The sequence below is a fragment of the Rhizobium sp. 22-785-1 genome, assembly GCF_053521965.1.
The window spans coordinates 963,162-983,107 of the sequence record NZ_JBNWDI010000001.1 but is presented as its reverse complement, the minus strand read 5'-3'; the positions used below and the strand labels follow the sequence as shown (position 1 = coordinate 983,107).

Sequence of the window (19,946 nt, the reverse complement as noted above, 5' to 3'; positions counted from 1 at the left end):
ATCGCGTCGGGCTTCATGACTTATATGCGAGAGGAGTGACGAGATGACGTATGATCCGACACGAGTTTTCAAAAAGCTGGCGCGCAACAACAGGCTTGCCAATCTTCGCCTGCACCAAGCGTGCCTGGAACTGACGGCAGAGGAACTGGTCGCTCCACGCACCAGCTTCTTTCCGACGATCCGTGAGACCCTCAATCACATCTATCTGGTGGACATGTTCTATCTCGATGCGATGAAGGGCGGCTCGTTGGGTCCCAAGGTCTTCGACGTCAGCGAGCCCTACACCGATATGGAGACATTGGCGCAGGTGCAAGCTGCCCTCGATATGGATTTGATATCCTTCGTCGATGGTCTGGACGGAGAGATGCTCTCCGCAACGGTTCACGTTCATCGCGGTGCGCGGGTGCAGCAGGATCGTTGCGACGATATTCTCTCCCATCTCTTCCAGCACCAGACGCATCATCGCGGCCAGGTTCATGGGATGCTGTCCGGCACTCGGCTTAAGCCCCCACAGCTCGATGAATTTCTCGTTGGAGACGATGCTCCTGTTCGCAAAACCGAATTGCAGGCATTAGGATGGAGGGAAACTGATTTGATGTTTCCTGTTTAATTTATTGGATGCCTGATGGTTGAAGACACCCGTATTCGTATAAAATTCAAGCCGAAGCGCCTCTTTCAGATGCGCGTTGCCGGTATCGCCTTTCGCAACGGCCATGTGCTGGTCCACCGCGCCACCCACGAAAAATTCTGGACCTTTCCGGGCGGAAGGGCGGAAATGGGCGAGCGATCGGGAGAGACGCTGGCGCGCGAGATGGTGGAAGAACTGGGTGCCGAGGTTTCAGTGGGGCGGCTTCTCTGGGTGGTGGAGAACTTCTTCCATTACGAGGGTCGGGACTGGCACGAGCTTGGCTTCTATTATTTGATGGACCTGCCTGAAAGCTTTCCCTTCGATGAGGAGAAGATCATCCACCGCGTCCAGGACGGCAAGAATGCGCTGGAGTTTCGCTGGGCGAAGGCTACGACAGAGGCGTTGACGGCACTCGACATCCCGCCCTATTTCATTGCCGGAGAGATCGAAAACTTGCCCCCATCCACCCGCCATGTGGTGTGGGACGACGGCAATCTGGACGACAAATGAGCACTTCCCAACCGCGCCATATGATCCGGCTTGACCACAAGCCGCAGCTCTTCAGTTTTCGCGTGGCTGCGCTGATCTTCCACCAAGGCTATCTTCTGGTGAATCGCAGTGTGACCGACCGTTACTGGGCGCTACCGGGTGGGCGGGCCGAAATCGGCGAAAGCACGGAAGAAACGATCCTGCGCGAGATTGAAGAAGAGCTTCACGTGAAGGCGAGTATCGAACGCCTCGTCTGGTCGGCGGAGAACTTCTTCGCCTACGGCGATTATCAGGCGCATGAAATGGCCTTTTATTATCAGATCCGTCTCGATGAATCCTTCCCATTTCGTGAGAGCGATATCATTCACCGCGTCGCCGATGGCGAGGCCGAGGTGGAATTCTGCTGGTTGCCGGCAACGGCCAAGGCCCTGAGGCAGAACGATCTGCGACCCGTCTTCATTGCCGACAGCATCGAGACTCTGCCCACGCGACATCAGCATGTGATCGTGCGTGAAGGCAATCAACCCAGGACTCAAGAATGACTGACATTACCGTTTCCCTATCAGGAGAATTGATCGAGCACGGCCATCGGCTGGTGCAGCGGGTCTATTACGAGGACACGGATTTCTCCGGTCTCGTCTATCACGCCCGCTATCTGCATTTCCTCGAGCGCGGACGCACCGATTATCTGCGCTGCCTCGGTTGCGAGCAGAGTGCGCTTTTGACGGCGGATGAGGAAGGCCTGGTCTTCGTGGTTCATCGCATGGAGATAGACTTCAAAAGCCCGGCACGGATGGATGATGTGCTGACCATCAGTACCATCACCGAAAAGGCGGGTGGGGCGAAAATGATACTGAACCAGGAAATCCGCCGTGGCGAGACCCTGCTGATCGCGGCAAAAGTGATCATCGCCGTCATCAATGGCAAAGGAAGACCAAGACGCCTTCCGGACACCATTGCGGAGAAGTTTTTGAAGTAAACCGGAGCGCGGGACAGAAAACCCGCTCTTGGCCCCATGTTTCGTAACACTCCCTTAACCATAATGTAGTCTTACTGAAACGCCCGGTATTTGTGGGTTATACGCCTTCCTTTTACCAAATTTAGCGGCGAGTAAGGCGTACTGGCAGTTATCGGGGCAAAGGCGACGGGCTGGCGGATCTTAACCGCGACGCTTAACGCATTGATGCGTGTTTGAATCGCCCGGTCATGCACCGGGCGTTTGGATTCGGGGATTGGAATATTTATGGAACAGGCAGGTTTGGCAGCGGCAACGCATGATGTGAGTCTTTGGGCGCTGTTCATGCAGGCTGGACTCATCGTCAAGCTGGTGATGATCGGCCTCCTGGCCGCCTCGGTTTGGACGTGGGCCATCGTCATCGACAAATATATGAGCTTCACCAAGGCACGACGTCAGTTCGACCAGTTCGAACAGGTGTTCTGGTCCGGCCAGTCGCTTGAAGAGCTGTATCGCACGCTGGCCGAGCGCCAGAATGGCGGTCTTGCGGCAATTTTCGTGGCCGCCATGCGCGAATGGAAGAAGTCCTTCGAGCGCGGCGCGCGTTCGCCGATCGGTCTACAGATGCGTATCGATAGGGCCATGGATGTGACGATGGCACGCGAAGCTGAGCAGTTCGAGGCGCGTCTCGGCTCGCTGGCAACGATCGGTTCTGCGGGTCCGTTTATCGGCCTATTCGGCACGGTTGTCGGTATCATGACCTCGTTCCAGGCAATTGCCGGTTCGAAATCTACCAACCTTGCGGTCGTCGCGCCCGGTATTGCCGAAGCGCTTCTGGCAACGGCGATCGGCCTCGTGGCCGCTATTCCGGCCGTCATGGCCTACAACAAGTTCATGGGCGATGCGCACAAGCTTTCCGCACGGATGGAAGGTTTTGCCGACGAGTTTTCCGCGATCCTGTCTCGCCAGATCGACGAGAAGCTGCAGACGCGTCAGGCCGCGCAGTAAGACGCAACGCCGAAAGCCAGTGGAGTAAAAACGCGATGGGTATGTCAGCAGGCGGAAGCGGTGGTGGTTCGGGCGGTCGTCGCGGCCGTGGACGCGGTCGCCGTGGCGGCGGTGCGATCAGCGAAATCAACGTGACACCGCTCGTGGACGTCATGCTCGTGCTGCTGATCATCTTCATGGTGGCAGCACCGATGATGACGGTCGGCGTTCCGGTCGATCTGCCGCAGACCTCTGCGTCTGCTCTCAATTCGGAAACGCAGCCGATCACCATTTCGGTCAATGCCAATGGCCAGATCCATTTGCAGGAAACGCCGATCGAAGCGGCGGAAGTGGCCGACAAGCTGAAGGCGATTGCCACCACCGGATACAATGAGCGCGTCTTCGTGCGTGCCGATTCTGTCGCCGCCTACGGCGTTGTCGCGGATGTGATGGCACGTATCCAGGGTGCCGGCTTCAAGAATATCGGCCTCGTAACGCAACAGAAACAGGATAATTGACGACCGCGATGAAGGGCAGCATCACCACATCTGCGATTGTGCACGCCTCGCTGCTGGCCTTTGCCCTTGTGTCCCTGGGCTCGCCGGCACCGCTCGAGGTGTCTCAGGCCGAGTCGATGCCTGTAGAACTCGTGTCCGTCGAGGAAATGACGCAGATTCAACAGGGTGACAAGAAGGCGCCGAAGGCGGAGAAATCCGCGCCGGTGCCGACCACGCGTCCTGACACCGTACCTAACGCGCAAAATATCGGCAACAACAGCGCCGATCTCGATGCGCCGCCCACGCCGACTGAAAAGCCGAACAACAATGTCGCTGCCGCCGCTCCGCCCAAGCAGGAGCAACCGGCGCCGGTCGTCGATACCAACCCGAACGACGTCAAGGACATCGTAAAGGAAGAGACCGCGCCGAAGCCGCAGGAGATGGCGGCACTTCCCATGCCAAAACCGGAAATCACGCCACCGCCGAAGCCTGCCGAGCCAAAGCCAGCCGAACAAAAGGCTGAAGAGCCGCCACCGCAGAGCCAGGAACCGGCGGAAATTGCCGTGCCGCAGAATGTGCCGCGCCCGAATGCGCGCCCGCAGCCGCCGGAACAGAAGCCCGAGCCGCCAAAGCCCGAGGCCCAGAAACCGGCTGAGCAGAAGCCTGCGGAAAAACCCACCGAGAAGAAGAGCGATCAGGCCAAGGCCAATGAAAAGCCTTCTGACAAGAAGGTGGCTGATCGCAAGCAGGAAACCGCCAAAGCTGCCGCAACTCAGCAGAGCGAATTCAACGCCGACGAGATTTCAGCGCTTCTCAACAAGCAGGCGCCATCCGGCGGCGGCGCGAAGCGCTCAACCCAGACGGCGGCGCTTGGCGGCAAGAAGACGATCGGCACGGGTTTGAGTGCCAGCGAGATGGATGCCCTTCGCGGGCAGATTTCCAAGAACTGGTCGATGGTCGCCGGTCTGACGGATGTCGCGCAGGTGGTCGTCGAAGTGCGTGTCCAGCTCGATCGGTCGGGCGCGATTGTCGGGCGGCCTGAGGTTTCCGCAACCGGCGGGCCGGAAGGCACGCGCCGTGCGGTGGAGGGCAGTGCGGTCCGCGCTGTCATGAGATCCGCGCCATTTACCAATCTCCCAGCGGATAAATACGATGGTGAAAAAGGATGGAACACGTTGTTGCTGACATTCACGCCGGACGATTTCGGTGTGTGAGGCAGGACGTTGAAACTGTCACATCCCTATTCCGATCAAAGTGCAATTCATAAAAAGCTGAAAGGCTTGTTTCGATGATCAAGTTCTCTTTCCTTCGCGCGATGATGGTGGCCTCCGGCCTCATCCTGTCGTTCGTTGCGGTCACGCCGGCCAACGCGGAAGTTCGGCTCAACATCACGAAAGGCAATGTCCAACCGCTGCCGATCGCGATCACCGATTTCATGTCGGGTGACGGTATCGGCGCGCAGGTCTCCGCCGTGGTCGCAGCCGATCTGCAACGCTCGGGGCTGTTTGCGCCGATCAACAAGAGTGCCTTCATCGAGAAGATCAGCAATCCCGACCAGTCGCCGCGCTTCGAAGACTGGAAGGTCATCAACGCGCAGGCACTGGTTACCGGCCGCGTGACGAAGGAGGCCGATGGCCGTCTTCGCGCCGAGTTCCGTCTGTGGGATACCTTCGCCGGCCAGCAGATGATGGGTCAGCAGTTCTTTACCCAGCCGGAAAACTGGCGTCGCGTCGCCCATATCATCGCCGATGCGATTTATGAGCGCGTCACTGGTGAAAAGGGCTACTTCGATACCCGCGTCGTTTTCGTTTCCGAAAGCGGTCCGAAGCAGCAGCGCAAGCGCCAGCTTTCCATCATGGACCAGGATGGTTTCAATGTTCGCAACCTGACCAATGGCAACGACCTTGTTCTGACGCCGCGCTTCTCGCCGAACCGCCAGGAAGTCACTTACATGTCGTTTGAGGGCAACCAGCCGCGCGTTTACCTGCTGCAACTGGAAACCGGACAGCGCGAAGTCGTCGGCAACTTCCCCGGCATGACCTTCTCCCCGCGCTTCTCGCCCGATGGTCAGAAGGTGATCATGAGCCTTCAGCAGGAAGGCAACGCCAATATCTACACGATGGATCTGCGCTCGCGTACAACGACGCGTCTGACCAATACCGGCGCGATCGATACGGCTCCGTCCTACTCGCCGGATGGCCAGCGCATCGCGTTCGAAAGCGACCGTGGCGGACGCCAGCAGATCTATGTGATGAATGCCGACGGCTCCGGCCAGACGCGTATTTCCTTCGGCGATGGCGCTTATTCCACGCCGGTCTGGTCTCCGCGTGGCGATCTGATTGCCTTTACCAAGCAGTCGGGCGGCAAGTTCTCCATCGGTGTGATGAAGCCAGATGGCTCCGGCGAGCGCATTCTGACGTCGGGCTTCCACAATGAGGGTCCGACATGGGCGCCAAATGGTCGCGTCCTGATGTTCTTCCGCCAGAACGCAGGCGCCGGTGGCCCGCAGCTCTTTTCCATCGATCTGACTGGCTATAACGAGCAGCAGGTGAAGACACCGACCTATGCTTCCGACCCGGCGTGGTCGCCGCTGCTGGACTGAAGCGTGTCGCGATCTGTGCGATTCGCTGTAGGGCAGTAGCCGTGTGTGACGGTGCATGTCGCACCAGACCGTCGCACAGGCTTGCATGACATATTCGATCAATACCCGTCACATTAGTCCGTAGTCGCGGCTCTTGTGGCGGTTTTGTGGAGAATGCCGGAAATGCGCCTCTTTCTTGCCGCAAATAGCTGTGAGGGAGCAAAAAACTGGGACATTTCCGTTTTGTTAACCATACGCGTTCGGGGGCCGTTAACCTCAATCGGTTAGCGTCTGGCAACGTTATCGAAATCCTAAGGAGAGACCGGCGATGAGCCGTACACACACTTCGGCGCTTAGCCCAATGCAGAAAATCGCCCGCAATCCGGCTGTCATCGCTCTGACGCTCGCTCTGGCACTTGCCGGCTGCGCGAACAAGAAGAACATGCCCAACAGCGCAGGCGATCTCGGCCTCAATGGTGGTGCAGGTTCTGCGACACCCGGTTCGCAGCAGGACTTCACCGTCAATGTCGGCGACCGCATCTTCTTCGATACCGACTCGACCTCGATCCGTGCCGATGCGCAGCAGACCCTGCAGCGCCAGGCTCAGTGGCTTGCTCGCTACCCGAACTACGCCATCACGGTTGAAGGCCATGCCGACGAACGCGGCACGCGCGAATACAACCTGGCACTCGGCGCACGCCGTGCAGCCGCCACGAAGGAATTCCTCGCTTCTCAGGGCGTCCCTGCCAACCGCATGAAGACGATCTCCTACGGCAAGGAACGTCCGGTCGCCGTTTGCGACGACATCTCCTGCTGGTCGCAGAACCGCCGTGCGGTTACCGTTCTTGGCGGCGCTGGCATGTAATTGCCTCGCGCAATCGTGATGAATTTTGCAAAGGCGGCCCCCGGGCCGCCTTTCGTTTTTTTCATAGTTTGGCCGAAGTTAAGTTGCTTTTTCATCGCAGATGGAAAAAATCTGGAGTTGCGCCGCTGGGGCGCAAATCAATGAGACAGGAAGCACTATGAAGAAACTTGTCGTGGCGGGAATGCTGGGGCTTGCAGCCTGCACCGGCTTGAGCGGCACAGCGATGTCGCAGCCGTTGTTCGGTTGGAGTGGGAGCGCTAGCACGACCAACTCGAAGGCTCCGGTGGTCAATGTCCAGGCCAATGAGACCTATCGCGTACAGCAGCTTGAAGAGCAGATCCGCCAGTTGAACGGTCGCATCGAAGAGATGAGCTTCCAGCTTCTCCAGATGCAGGAAACTATTCGCAAGGCGCAGGAAGATAATGAATTCCGCTTCCAGCAGTTGGAAGGTGGCGGTGGCAAGTCTTCCGCACCGGCAGCGACGCCGAAGAAGAAGGCGGAGGCGGATCTTCCGCCTGCCGGCACATCCGGTGCGCCATCTGACGATGTCGCCACCATCATCGGGGAGCCGTCTTCCGACGGCGCTTCGGTGGCAGGCGGTGCCGCTTCGACCGGGCCACGCTCCAATGCCGCACCTGGGGAAACGACGCTCGGCTCCATCGAACTCGATTCTCGCGGCCTGCCGGTTGGCGGTACGCTGAATTCCAATGCCAATAATTCTGCGGGCGCTCTTCCCGGTGTCGCCACCGGCAGCCGTCCGAGTGGTACCGATCCGGTCAATACCGCTGCGCTGACCAGCGAGAACGATATCTATCAGGCAGCCTACAGCCATGTTCTGGCTGGCGACTACAAGCAAGCGGAGCAGGGCTTCGAAAAGTATATTCAGGGCTATCCCAATGGCTCCAAGGCGGCTGATGCCAGCTTCTGGCTTGGCGAAGCGCAATATTCGCAGGGCAAGTTTACCGCTGCCGCAAAGACCTTTCTCGACGGCCACAAGAATTACGGAAAGTCTCCCAAGGCGCCTGAAATGCTTTTGAAGCTCGGCATGTCGCTTGCCGCTCTCGACAATAAAGACACCGCCTGCGCGACCTTGCGGGAAGTGCCCAAGCGCTATCCGAGCGCCTCCAAGACCGTTTTGGGCAAGGTCACCAGCGAACAGAAGCGTATCGGCTGCTGAGCCTGCTCGCAGCCCCTGCCATGGCAACGCCGTCTTCTCCGCTTGCGCCACTTCAGGCAGCGCGGATCTTTCTCGACAGACTTCAAAAGCCCGCCATTCTTCTTGTTGCCGTCTCAGGCGGCAGTGATTCCACCGGCCTACTTCTTGCGCTCAACGACAGTCTTCGCCTCTTTGCTGAGGTCGATGTCAAACTTGAGGTTGTCACCATAGACCACGCTTTGCGGCCCGAGGCTGCCGATGAAGCGGTCGCGGTCGCGCAGTTCTGCCATGCGCTTGCCATCCCCCATCACAGCCTTCGCTGGACTGACGAGAAGCCCAACACCGGCGTTTCCGCTGCGGCGCGACTGGCGCGCTACCGGCTGATCGGCGAGGTCGCCGACAAGATCGGCGCGACTGCTGTCGTCGTTGGCCATACGCGCGACGACCAGCGTGAAACGATTACCATGCGCAGCCATCGCAATGCGGCGCAGGACAGGCCCGGCCTTTCCGGCATGGCCGATGCGGTTCTTTACAATTCCCGGCACTGGGTGCTGCGCCCGTTTCTGAATGTAAGGCGCCAGGATATACGCGATTATCTCGTGACCAAGAACCAGGGCTGGTTCGACGATCCGTCTAACGAGGATGTGAAATATGAACGGGTGCGGGTCCGCAAAATGCCGGAGCCAGTCGATCTGGCCCCGGCCGCTCCATCGCTCGAGAGGGCAGAGCTTGCGTCGCGTGCTGCCGCATTCGTTTCCCGCGCCGTCGATGTCTTTCCTGCGGGCCTGATCCGGCTGCACGCAGAGCATCTTGGAGAGAATGCCGGCATTCTTCGCTATGCGATCTCCGCGCTGGCCTGCGTTGCCGGTGGCAGGCCTTATCCGCTCGCCGCCGACAGCCTGAACAGGGTGATGGAATTTCTGGCCGGAGGAATGCCTGGCAGGCTCACGGCGGGGCGCGTCGTCTTCGACCGACGCAAGGACGGACTCTATCTGATGCGGGAAAACCGCGATGTGCCGAGAACAACGATTTCTCCCGGTGCAACGATCGTCTGGGATGGACGGTTCGAGATCACCAATCGCTCGGACGTCGCCATGATCGTGAGCGGCGAAGGTTGCGCCGATACGGCGCGAGAAGGACAGGGCGACTGTCCCAACACAGTTCCTTCAGGCGTCTTCAAACGTGCGCGGTTGGCGCAGCCTTATCTCAGGCCAGACAAGGCTGAAGAGGGAGGAGAGGCTCGGGTTTTGATGGAAGCGATTTCCATCCATCCATTGCTTGCGCCCTATGACCTGTTCCTGACGCGTTTCGATCTCGATCTGGCCAATGCGATCGCCGTTCGTCTGGGGCGCGAGGCTTATCCGCAGCTCCCGATCACCTGCCTTGGCCTGTAACAGGCGGGCGCTTTGGAAAATTGCGTCGAAATTTCGCAGAGTTTTTACCGCAAAACACATCTCCTTCTCCGCTTCGCCTTGGCAACCGCAACTGTCCTCCTTATGTTAGGGGCAACATAATGGCGGGCGGTCATACGTCCGTTGGAGTTCGGGGAGTTCAATGAACCCAAATTTTAGAAATTTCGCCTTGTGGGCGGTGATTGCTCTTCTGCTGATCGCACTTTTCAGCATGTTTCAGACGTCCCCGTCTCAATCCAGCTCACGCGAAATTCCATATTCGCAATTTATTCGTGACGTCGACACTGGCCGTGTTCGTGAGGTGACGGTAACCGGCAACCGCGTCCTGGGCACCTATGCCGAGAACGGCACGACATTCCAGACCTATTCTCCAGTGATCGACGACTCGCTGATGGATCGTCTTCAACAGAAGAACGTCACCATCGTCGCACGGCCTGAAAGCGATGGCTCGTCCGGTTTCCTCAGCTATCTGGGCACGCTGTTGCCGATGTTCCTGATCCTTGGCGTCTGGCTGTTTTTCATGCGGCAGATGCAGGGTGGGTCGCGTGGCGCGATGGGCTTTGGCAAATCCAAGGCGAAGCTTCTGACCGAAGCGCATGGCCGCGTCACTTTTGACGACGTCGCCGGCGTGGATGAAGCCAAGCAGGATCTTGAAGAAATCGTTGAATTCCTGCGCGATCCGCAGAAGTTTCAGCGTCTGGGTGGTAAGATCCCGCGTGGCGTGCTGCTGGTGGGTCCTCCCGGTACGGGTAAGACGCTTCTGGCGCGCTCGGTTGCCGGTGAAGCCAATGTGCCGTTCTTCACTATTTCCGGTTCCGACTTCGTCGAAATGTTCGTTGGTGTGGGTGCGTCCCGTGTCCGCGACATGTTCGAACAGGCGAAGAAAAACGCGCCCTGCATCATCTTCATCGACGAAATCGACGCCGTCGGGCGCCATCGCGGTGCCGGTCTTGGCGGCGGTAACGATGAGCGCGAACAGACGCTGAACCAGCTTCTGGTCGAGATGGACGGCTTCGAGGCCAATGAAGGCATCATCCTGATCGCCGCGACCAACCGTCCGGACGTTCTCGACCCGGCACTTCTGCGCCCAGGCCGTTTCGACCGCCAGGTCGTGGTGCCAAACCCGGATATCGTCGGCCGCGAGCGCATTCTGAAGGTTCACGCCCGTAACGTGCCGCTGGCGCCGAATGTCGATCTCAAGGTTCTGGCACGCGGTACGCCGGGCTTCTCCGGTGCTGACCTGATGAACCTCGTCAACGAAGCAGCCCTGATGGCCGCGCGTCGCAACAAGCGCGTCGTCACCATGCAGGAATTCGAAGACGCCAAGGACAAGATCATGATGGGCGCGGAACGCCGCACGACCGCCATGACCGAGGCCGAGAAGAAGCTGACCGCCTACCATGAGGCGGGCCACGCTATCACCGCGCTCAACGTGCCGGTGGCCGATCCGCTGCACAAGGCGACGATCATTCCACGTGGCCGCGCACTCGGCATGGTCATGCAGTTGCCCGAAGGCGACCGCTACTCCATGAGCTACAAGTGGATGGTATCGCGCCTCGTTATCATGATGGGCGGCCGCGTTGCCGAAGAGCTGACCTTCGGCAAGGAAAACATCACCTCAGGTGCATCTTCGGATATCGAGCAGGCAACCAAGCTTGCGCGTGCCATGGTGACGCAATGGGGCTTCTCCGACGAGCTCGGTCAAGTCGCCTATGGCGAGAACCAGCAGGAAGTCTTCCTTGGTCATTCCGTTTCGCAGTCGAAGAACGTTTCCGAGGCGACGGCGCGCACGATCGATAGCGAAGTTCGCCGTCTGATCGACGAAGCCTACACCGAAGCGCGCCGCATCCTGACCGAGAAGCACGACGAGTTCGTAGCTCTTGCCGAAGGCCTGCTGGAATATGAGACGCTGTCCGGCGAAGAAATCAAGGCACTGTTGCGTGGCGAAAAGCCTGCGCGCGACATGGGCGATGATTCGTCGAGCAGCCGCGGTTCCGCAGTCCCCAAAGCCGGCGTCAAGAAGGACGGCTCGAATGAGGCCAAGGGTGACGGCGAGGCGGAAGGCGGCATGGAACCCCAGCCGCACTAAATCTCGCACAAAAGTCGATGACAAAAGGCCGCTCCAAAAGGGCGGCCTTTTTGTCTGGCGGTGAGCGCGTCCACGTGTTCCGTCATCGTCAGCCTCGATCCGTGGATCCGAAGGCTTCAGCGGCAAGCGATTGAGATCTATCTATCATCGCATCGAGCTTGAGGATGAGAGGGGCAGTGGAGCTTTGCGTCATGGAAAAGGGTTTGCAGGGAACGCCTCACATCTTAGAGGATGACATACGCGGTTGTCAGATTGCTGCGTCGTGTCACGTGTCTTGCCAGGCAGAACCTTGGCTACCCACTCACGCTTTCCTGGGGAGAAAGGCCGCCACTCACGACATATATTTGGTTTTTGCGGTAATTTACGTGCCGCCAGACTCGCTTTGTGGCATCTAGCGGAAAAGGTTGCCGCCTGTCGATGTGTGGCGCCGTCATATATTTGGAGCTCACATGACACGTCGCTATTTCGGAACTGATGGCATTCGCGGGCAGTCGAACGTTTTCCCGATGACCCCGGATCTGGCGATGCGGGTCGGCATTGCCGTTGGCACGATCTTCCGGCGTGGTCATCACCGTCATCGCGTGGTCATCGGCAAGGATACCCGCCTTTCCGGCTATATGCTGGAAAATGCGCTGGTTGCCGGGTTCACCGCTGCTGGTCTCGATGTTTTCCTGCTTGGTCCGATCCCGACGCCTGCCGTCGCCATGCTGACACGCTCGCTTCGTGCCGATATCGGCGTGATGATCTCGGCCTCGCACAATCCTTTTGCCGATAACGGCATCAAGCTTTTCGGCCCGGATGGCTACAAGCTTTCCGACGAGCTTGAGCTCGAAATTGAGGATCTGCTCGACAAGGATATCTATGCGCAGCTTGCCAAGCCGCATGAAATCGGTCGCGCCAAGCGCGTTGATGGCGATATCTATCGCTATATCGAATTCGTCAAGCGGACGCTCCCGCGCGACGTGACGCTGAGCGGTTTGAGGATCGCCATCGATTGCGCCAATGGCGCAGCCTACAAGGTGGCTCCAACGGCGCTGTGGGAACTCGGCGCGGAAGTTGTCACCATAGGCAACGAGCCGAACGGTACGAACATCAATTTCGAGTGCGGCTCGACCCATCCCGACGCGCTACAGAAGAAGGTGCATGAGGTGCGCGCCGATATCGGCATTGCGCTCGATGGCGATGCCGACCGCGTGATCATCGTTGATGAGCGTGGGCAGATCGTTGACGGCGACCAGCTGATGGCGACGATTGCCCACAGCTGGGCGGAGGACAATATCTTACGCGGCGGCGGCATTGTCGCAACCGTCATGTCCAATCTCGGGCTCGAGCGCTTCCTTGGCGACAAGGGTCTGACACTTGCGCGCACCAAGGTCGGTGACCGCTACGTTGTCGAACATATGCGCAATCACGATTTCAACGTCGGCGGCGAACAGTCGGGCCATATCGTCCTGTCCGATTACGGCACCACCGGTGACGGTCTTGTCGCAGCACTTCAGGTGCTGGCGCGGGTGAAACGGTCGGGCCGGACGGTCAGCGAGGTGTGCCGCAAGTTCGAGCCCGTCCCGCAACTCCTCAAGAATGTCCGCATCTCCGGCGGAAAACCCTTGGAAAACCCCGTCGTCAAGCAGGCTATTGCAGATGCGGAAAGCGCGCTTGCTAACAAGGGACGTCTTGTCATTCGCCCATCCGGTACCGAACCCTTGATCCGGGTGATGGCGGAAGGCGACGACAGTGCGCAGGTCGAACGCATCGTCAACGATCTCGTCGGCATCATTGCCAACGCGAAGTCGGCTGCCTGACCGGCATTCCCATCGGGCATGTGCCGCTTTAGCGGGAGGCTTCTTTTCCTGAAACCAGCCTTCCATCCGGAGGACGCGGGAGGTTTCTGCTGCATCGCATAACCGTAGTGCGGTTTCGCGCAAGCCCTGCTTTGGAGATTGCTTACACCGACAGCTGGTCAACGCTGGTAGATGCTGGCTTGAGAAACGCATGAAGGCTTTCGTCGGACATTGGTTTTGAGAACAAGTAGCCCTGAATCAGCGTACAGCCCAGCGTTTTGATGACGGCCAACTCGGCTTCGGTTTCCACGCCTTCCACGATTGTGTCCAGGCCCATTTCCCGGCTTAGCGTCAGCAGAGAGCGTACGATATTGTAGCTGGCGGTATCGTCCTGGATGTTTCTGACGAAGCTGCGGTCGATCTTGAGCTTGGTCAGCGGCAGCGAGTGCAGGGATGTCAGGCTCGAATAGCCGGTGCCGAAATCGTCCAATGAGATACCGCAGCCGATCTTGCGCAGCGCTTCGACAGATTTGCGCGCCTGTCGCGTGTCGTGGATGATGGCCGTTTCCGTGATTTCGAGATCAAGCCGTCGTGGATCGAAGCCGCTATTGACGATGATGGCGATAACGGCGAGCGTGGCTTCGGCACTGTTGATGTCCTGGGCGGAGAGATTGAAAGACAGCCTGATAGTGCCGGGCCAGGTTTTCGCCGCGCCTAGAGCCTTTTTTAGCAGAGGTTTCGTCAGCGTGCCGACGATGCCTGCGCGTTCGGCAATCGGAATAAACTGGCTGGGCGTCACCGCTCCCAAGAGCTTGCTGTCCCAGCGCGCCAGAGCCTCAAAGCCCACTGTTTCCCCTGACGTCACGTCTTGGATTGGCTGGTAGACAACGGATAGCTCTGTATCGAGGTCGGCTTTGCGCAAAGCCTGTTCGATGCGTGCATCCCGGTGAATCTCGACGATGTGCCTTGCTGTAAAGAGCGTGCTGTTGCCGCGGTGTTCGCGCTTGCTTTGGTAGAGAGCGTAATCGGCTCGGTCGAAAAGTTCATCCGGGGTCGATGCGACGTTGGGATAGACGGCGATGCCGATCGAGGCCGAGATCATGATCGTTGCGTCCGGCGTTTCGAATGGAATACGCAAAAGACAGCCCATCTTGTTGCCGTCGTTGAGAATCTCATTATCGTTGATCTGACCGGATGTGATGAAGGCGAACTCGTCGCCGCCCAGGCGAGCGAGAAACATGTTGCGTTGATCGCACAACTCGCCCAGCCTTTCGGCCACCTCCCGCAAGAGCCGATCGCCGGCGGAGTGTCCATAAAGGTCGTTCACCGGCTTGAAGCCGTCCAGATCGATGACGCCGACGGCGAGTCTGTCGTCATTCTGCTGCGCCAGCTTGAAGGATGTTTCGAGGTGATGGAAGAATGCGCGCCTGTTCGGCAGGCCGGTCAGGCTGTCGATATTGGCAAGTCTCAGATTCTCGTTGCTCAGCGCTTCCGTTTTCTGCTGAGCCAGCACCATCTGTTCGAAGTTGTCGTAATTGATTTTCAGAACCACCAGCATGCCGAAGCAGACGAGCAGAATGTTGATCGCCGTTGCGACCAACGTCAGATGGCCGCTCGTTGCGAAAAAGACCACGAATGTGCCGTTGACGATCGCCGTCACCATGAGCGCGGCAGAGCGCACATGCATCATGCAGAATATGCAGGAGATGACCGTGATGGCCATGTAGAAGGCGACGTGTGACTTCTGGAAGGCGTCGCCATAGGGATAGAGCGTGCAGGACCAGGCGGTGAACGCGACAGCACTGACCGTGCCGAGGATGTTCACCCGTCTCAGGTTAGCCGAAATCTCCGCAATTTCAGGGACTATGTGCCGTTTGCGCAGCCAGAAGGTGATACGTGCTCCGCACATCAGCGTGAAGAGCAGGGGTGTGCCGAGCGACAGCCACACAGGTGCTGTCGATACGTATGTCAACGCCAGCGCCCAAGTGCTCGACAGCAGGATAAAATACATCATCGGCATTTGCCGACTAAAGGCGAGAAACTGTGCCCGCAGGAGTTCGGGATTGTCATCAGGTGGGGATGTGATGGCGAAGATGCTTCTCAGGTTCATTTTCAAGCAGGGCCCACTCTGGAACATGTGTTGACCGTCTGGTTCGACGGCTTCTTATCATTGCGTCCTAACCTGCGCGGCGGATAATAGTTTCCATCCTGTAGGCAGTTGTTCCATTCTATACTGGATGCCGGTTAATATCATTCTTTCGAAATACAAATAAGTCGAGGGAATATTGCGGACGTCGTGCAGTTGCGGGCGTCTTTGGGCCTGCAATCCTTGGATGCTCGAAAATGACTGGTTTGGCCAAGAGCATCATCTGCCAAGGGAAATATTACTGTCGTTAACACAATATTCACCGCATTTATTAGCGAATTAATATTGATTGGGCTGCACGTTAATCGTCACTTAACCAATTTCATTCAGATTCCATAAATGAAGAAATCACTGGTGTATGCCCGCCTGGCGTACACCGCTTATGGAGCCGCCCGTTATGAAGAAGAGCCTGATCGGTATCGTTGCCGTTCTGATGGCAGGTCAACACGCACTTGCTGCGGATGTCTATCAGACAGCCCCTCCTGCCTACATCGAAAGCGCACCGGAAATTCAGGTGAAAGAGGCGAGCGGCTGGTACCTGCGCGGCGATGTCGGCTATTCCTTCAACAAGTTCCGTGGCGGCAGCTTTAACCGCGCTGTGTCTGCATCTGCGATGGAGGATGTGAGCTTCACCAGCGCGTCCCAGAAGGACAGCGTCCTCTTCGGCGCAGGCGTGGGCTATCAGATCAACAATTATCTGCGCACCGACCTGACGGTTGACTATCTCTCGAAGTCGAAATTCCGGGGCACTGCTCCCAGCCTAGAGTCGCATACCTCGCTCCAGGCCTTCGGCCTGATGGCGAACGCCTATGTCGATCTCGGCACCTATGGCCGTGTCACCCCTTATGTCGGCGCAGGTATCGGCGGGGCGCATGTGAAGTGGGACACGTTCAAGACGGATTCCGGTTGCTGCGAATTCGACGGCAAGGGCAGCTGGCGCTTCGCTTACGCTCTTATGGCTGGTGCCACGGTTGATGTCACCTGCGACTTCAAGGCCGATATCGGTTACCGCTTCCGCCAGATCGGCCAGGGGGAGATGTTCGGTCTCAACGGCGCTGCTGGTCCTGGTCGCGACAAGGGCCTGACATCGCATGAGATTCGTCTCGGTGGCCGTTACGTCTTCAATGGTTGCGATACCGCACAGTATATGCCGCCTGCCGATATTCCGGTTCAGCCTGCCGTTTACAAGTAAACGTCACAGATCGAACGTAGAATTAAGCCGCTCGTATCTTCGCGATACGGGCGGCTTTCGTTTGCGCAGTGACCGGCAGCTGACGCAGATCGGACAAAATTCTTGAAGCTTGCGACATATTCCGCTTGACGGAAACGGGCGAGAGGAATAGCAACGGTGTCAGGACACTCCACCCTAACGTGGAGCGCCTATCTGGAAGGATAGTCAAATGACAGATATAGTGAAGCCGGACGTTCGTCCGGGCAATACGCATTTTTCTTCAGGTCCCTGCTCGAAGCGCCCCGGTTGGTCGCTAGATGCTCTCTCCGATGCACCGCTCGGTCGCTCGCATCGCGCCAAGGTTGGCAAAGCCAAGCTGAAGCAGGCCATTGATCTCACCCGCGAAATTCTGAATGTTCCTGCCGATTACCGCATCGGTATCGTTCCCGCATCCGACACAGGTGCCGTTGAAATGGCCATGTGGTCGCTGCTTGGCGAACGTGGCGTCGACATGCTGGCTTGGGAAAGCTTCGGTGCCGGCTGGGTCACCGATGTCGTCAAGCAGTTGAAGCTCAAGGATGTTCGCAAGTTCGAAGCCGATTACGGCCTGCTGCCGAACCTTGCAGAGGTCGATTTCGACCGCGATGTTGTCTTCACCTGGAACGGCACCACATCTGGCGTCCGCGTCCCCAATGCCGATTTTATTCCTGCCGATCGCAAGGGTCTGACCATTTGCGACGCAACCTCTGCGGCTTTTGCGCAGGATCTCGATTTTGCCAAGCTCGATGTCACGACCTTCTCCTGGCAGAAGGTTCTGGGCGGTGAGGGCGGTCATGGCGTCATCATTCTGTCGCCACGCGCCGTCGAGCGCCTCACGACCTATGTTCCGGCCTGGCCGCTGCCGAAGATCTTCCGCATGACGTCTGGCGGCAAGCTGATCGAAGGCATCTTCACCGGCGAAACCATCAATACGCCCTCGATGCTTTGCGTTGAAGACTATATCGATGCGCTTCTCTGGGCGAAGAACCTCGGCGGGTTGAAGGCGCTGATTGCACGCGCTGACGCTAATGCCAAGGTGATCTTCGACTTCGTGACGGAGAACCACTGGATCGCCAATCTGGCGGTTGCGGATGAAACGCGCTCCAACACCTCCGTCTGCCTCAAGATCGTCTGCAAGGATGTTGCAGCGCTTGATGCTGGCGCCCAGGCCGATTTCGCCAAGGGCATGGTTGCCCTTCTCGAAAAGGAAAATGTGGCGCTCGACATCGGCGCCTATCGCGATGCGCCGTCCGGCCTTCGTATCTGGGCTGGTGCGACCATCGAAACGGCCGACATGAAGGCCGTGATGCCATGGCTGAAATGGGCGTTCGAGACCCAGAAGGCAACGCTTGCCAAGGTTGCGGCCTGATCCATTCCGGCCCTGCGAAGTGCAGGGCCGCGCATTCTTCCCGCTGTTAAAGACTGAACCTCTTTTCAAGGAGCCCATACAATGGCACCTCGCGTACTCGTATCTGACGAACTGTCGGAAACCGCCGTTCAAATCTTCCGCGACCGTGGCGTCGAAGTGGATTTCCAGCCGAAGCTCGGCAAGGACAAGGACAAGCTCGCCGAAATCATCGGCAATTATGATGGTCTTGCCATCCGCTCCGCCACCAAGGCGACGGAAAAGCTGATCGAAGCCGCGACCAATCTGAAGGTCATCGGCCGCGCCGGTATCGGCGTCGACAATGTCGATATTCCGGCAGCATCGCGTCGCGGTATCATCGTCATGAACACGCCTTTCGGCAATTCGATCACCACCGCCGAACACGCAATCGCCCTGATGTTTGCCGTTGCCCGCCAGCTTCCGGCGGCTGACGCCTCCACCCAGGCCGGCAAGTGGGAAAAGTCGAAGTTCATGGGTGTCGAAATAACCGGCAAGACGCTCGGCGTCATCGGTGCCGGCAATATCGGCTCCATCGTCTGCTCGCGTGCTCTTGGCCTGAAAATGAACGTCTTGGCCTACGACCCTTTCCTGTCGCCGGAACGGGCCCAGGAAATGGGTGTGACCAAGGTCGAGCTTGATGAGCTGCTGGCACACGCCGACTTCATCACGCTTCACGTGCCGATGACCGATAAGACGCGCGGCATCCTGGGCGCGGAAAACCTTGCCAAGACCAAGCCTGGCGTTCGCATCGTCAACTGTGCCCGTGGCGGTCTGGTGGACGAGGCAGCGCTCGCCGATGCCATCAAGTCTGGCCATGTCGCCGGTGCCGGTTTCGACGTCTTCGAAGTCGAGCCCGCCACAGAAAGCCCGCTCTTCGGCCTGCCGAACGTGGTCTGCACGCCCCATCTTGGTGCGTCGACGACGGAAGCGCAGGAAAACGTCGCTTTGCAGGTTGCCGAACAGATGTCGGATTACCTCGTCAAGGGTGCGGTTTCCAACGCCATCAACATGCCGTCCATCACCGCTGACGAAGCGCCACGCCTCAAGCCCTTCATCAAGCTTGCCGACGTTCTCGGCTCTTTCGTTGGCCAGGTGCAGGAAAGCGCCACGAAGGAAATCGAAATTCTTTATGATGGCGCAACCGCCAACATGAACACCAAGGCGCTGACTAGCGCGCTTCTGGCCGGTCTCATCCGTCCGCAGGTGGCAGACGTCAACATGGTTTCCGCGCCGATCATGATCAAGGAAAAGGGCATCATCCTCTCCGAGGTCAAGCGCGACAAGACCGGCGTCTATGACGGCTTCATCAAGCTGACCGTCAAGACGGAAAACCAGGTTCGCTCGGTGGCTGGTACGGTGTTCTCGGATGGCAAGGCACGCTTCATCCAGATCAAGAACATCAACATGGACGCCGATGTCGGTCAGCACATGATCTACATCACCAATACCGACACCCCCGGCATGATCGGCTTCATGGGCACGACGCTCGGTGAAGCGGGCGTCAACATCGCCAACTTCCAGTTGGGCCGTGAAGCCAATGGCGGCGATGCGATTGCGCTTCTCTATGTCGATGGTCCGGTCTCGGAAGAGGTGTTGAACAAGCTGCGCGCCAACCCGGCAATCCGCCAGGTCAAGCCGCTGACCTTCAATATCGACTGATCGGCCCAGGACTTTTTCTCTGATCCTTGAGCCCGGTGCGGATAGTCCGCACCGGGCTTTTTTTTTGGCTCGTAAGGCGGGTAACTACCAAGGGTTGTGCATCA

17 protein-coding genes are annotated in these 19,946 nt (G+C 58.3%); 16 read left to right on the top strand and 1 reads right to left on the bottom strand.

Annotated elements, in window-relative coordinates:
- Positions 1–43: 43 nt before the first annotated feature.
- The 13 genes from ACQZ5M_RS04655 (at position 44) to glmM (ending at position 13,461) form a co-directional block, all read left to right on the top strand.
- Entirely contained in the window at positions 44–610 is a 567-nt protein-coding gene (locus ACQZ5M_RS04655) for a DinB family protein (RefSeq protein ID WP_296078584.1), read from the top strand.
- A 15-nt stretch (positions 611–625) separates the two neighbouring features.
- Complete coding sequence (locus ACQZ5M_RS04650) at positions 626–1,138, top strand: NUDIX hydrolase (RefSeq protein WP_296078583.1); 513 nt, start codon at positions 626–628, stop codon at positions 1,136–1,138.
- The gene (locus tag ACQZ5M_RS04645; RefSeq protein WP_296020587.1) at positions 1,135–1,659 is read left to right on the top strand and encodes an NUDIX hydrolase; all 525 of its coding nucleotides are present in this window, start codon (positions 1,135–1,137) and stop codon (positions 1,657–1,659) included. The genes ACQZ5M_RS04650 and ACQZ5M_RS04645 overlap by 4 nt, the downstream gene beginning before the upstream one ends.
- Positions 1,656–2,096, top strand: coding sequence for a tol-pal system-associated acyl-CoA thioesterase (gene ybgC / locus ACQZ5M_RS04640; RefSeq protein WP_296083019.1), 441 nt, complete (start codon positions 1,656–1,658; stop codon positions 2,094–2,096). The genes ACQZ5M_RS04645 and ybgC overlap by 4 nt, the downstream gene beginning before the upstream one ends.
- A gap of 264 nt (positions 2,097–2,360) precedes the next feature.
- Positions 2,361–3,080: a protein TolQ gene (gene tolQ, locus ACQZ5M_RS04635; protein WP_296020583.1), complete on the top strand. Its 720-nt coding sequence runs from the start codon at positions 2,361–2,363 to the stop codon at positions 3,078–3,080.
- A 35-nt stretch (positions 3,081–3,115) separates the two neighbouring features.
- The gene (gene tolR / locus ACQZ5M_RS04630; RefSeq protein WP_062427953.1) at positions 3,116–3,577 is read left to right on the top strand and encodes a protein TolR; all 462 of its coding nucleotides are present in this window, start codon (positions 3,116–3,118) and stop codon (positions 3,575–3,577) included.
- Positions 3,578–3,585: 8 nt separating this feature from the next.
- A complete protein-coding gene (locus tag ACQZ5M_RS04625) occupies positions 3,586–4,770 on the top strand; it encodes a hypothetical protein (protein ID WP_296020611.1) in 1,185 nt (394 codons plus the stop codon).
- Between the two features lie 74 nt (positions 4,771–4,844).
- The gene (tolB, locus tag ACQZ5M_RS04620; protein ID WP_296020579.1) at positions 4,845–6,158 is read left to right on the top strand and encodes a Tol-Pal system beta propeller repeat protein TolB; all 1,314 of its coding nucleotides are present in this window, start codon (positions 4,845–4,847) and stop codon (positions 6,156–6,158) included.
- 307 nt (positions 6,159–6,465) lie between these two features.
- Positions 6,466–7,002: a peptidoglycan-associated lipoprotein Pal gene (pal, locus tag ACQZ5M_RS04615; RefSeq protein WP_296020577.1), complete on the top strand. Its 537-nt coding sequence runs from the start codon at positions 6,466–6,468 to the stop codon at positions 7,000–7,002.
- A gap of 157 nt (positions 7,003–7,159) precedes the next feature.
- Complete coding sequence (gene ybgF / locus ACQZ5M_RS04610; RefSeq protein ID WP_296020575.1) at positions 7,160–8,179, top strand: tol-pal system protein YbgF; 1,020 nt, start codon at positions 7,160–7,162, stop codon at positions 8,177–8,179.
- A 20-nt stretch (positions 8,180–8,199) separates the two neighbouring features.
- A complete protein-coding gene (gene tilS, locus ACQZ5M_RS04605; RefSeq protein ID WP_449079167.1) occupies positions 8,200–9,552 on the top strand; it encodes a tRNA lysidine(34) synthetase TilS in 1,353 nt (450 codons plus the stop codon).
- A gap of 160 nt (positions 9,553–9,712) precedes the next feature.
- Complete coding sequence (gene ftsH / locus ACQZ5M_RS04600; protein WP_449079166.1) at positions 9,713–11,659, top strand: ATP-dependent zinc metalloprotease FtsH; 1,947 nt, start codon at positions 9,713–9,715, stop codon at positions 11,657–11,659.
- A gap of 449 nt (positions 11,660–12,108) precedes the next feature.
- The gene (glmM, locus tag ACQZ5M_RS04595) at positions 12,109–13,461 is read left to right on the top strand and encodes a phosphoglucosamine mutase (RefSeq protein ID WP_296020568.1); all 1,353 of its coding nucleotides are present in this window, start codon (positions 12,109–12,111) and stop codon (positions 13,459–13,461) included.
- 142 nt (positions 13,462–13,603) lie between these two features.
- On the opposite strand, the gene ACQZ5M_RS04590 is transcribed toward glmM, so the two are convergent.
- Complete coding sequence (locus ACQZ5M_RS04590) at positions 13,604–15,550, bottom strand: putative bifunctional diguanylate cyclase/phosphodiesterase (protein ID WP_449079165.1); 1,947 nt, start codon at positions 15,548–15,550, stop codon at positions 13,604–13,606.
- 433 nt (positions 15,551–15,983) lie between these two features.
- On the opposite strand from ACQZ5M_RS04590, the gene ACQZ5M_RS04585 reads away from it, so the two are divergent.
- The 3 genes from ACQZ5M_RS04585 to serA all read left to right on the top strand — a co-directional run bounded on the left by ACQZ5M_RS04585 (position 15,984) and on the right by serA (position 19,842).
- Positions 15,984–16,778: an outer membrane protein gene (locus ACQZ5M_RS04585; protein WP_296036278.1), complete on the top strand. Its 795-nt coding sequence runs from the start codon at positions 15,984–15,986 to the stop codon at positions 16,776–16,778.
- Positions 16,779–16,986: 208 nt separating this feature from the next.
- A complete protein-coding gene (locus ACQZ5M_RS04580; RefSeq protein WP_449079164.1) occupies positions 16,987–18,165 on the top strand; it encodes a phosphoserine transaminase in 1,179 nt (392 codons plus the stop codon).
- A gap of 81 nt (positions 18,166–18,246) precedes the next feature.
- A complete protein-coding gene (serA, locus tag ACQZ5M_RS04575; RefSeq protein WP_296020559.1) occupies positions 18,247–19,842 on the top strand; it encodes a phosphoglycerate dehydrogenase in 1,596 nt (531 codons plus the stop codon).
- Positions 19,843–19,946: the final 104 nt, after the last annotated feature.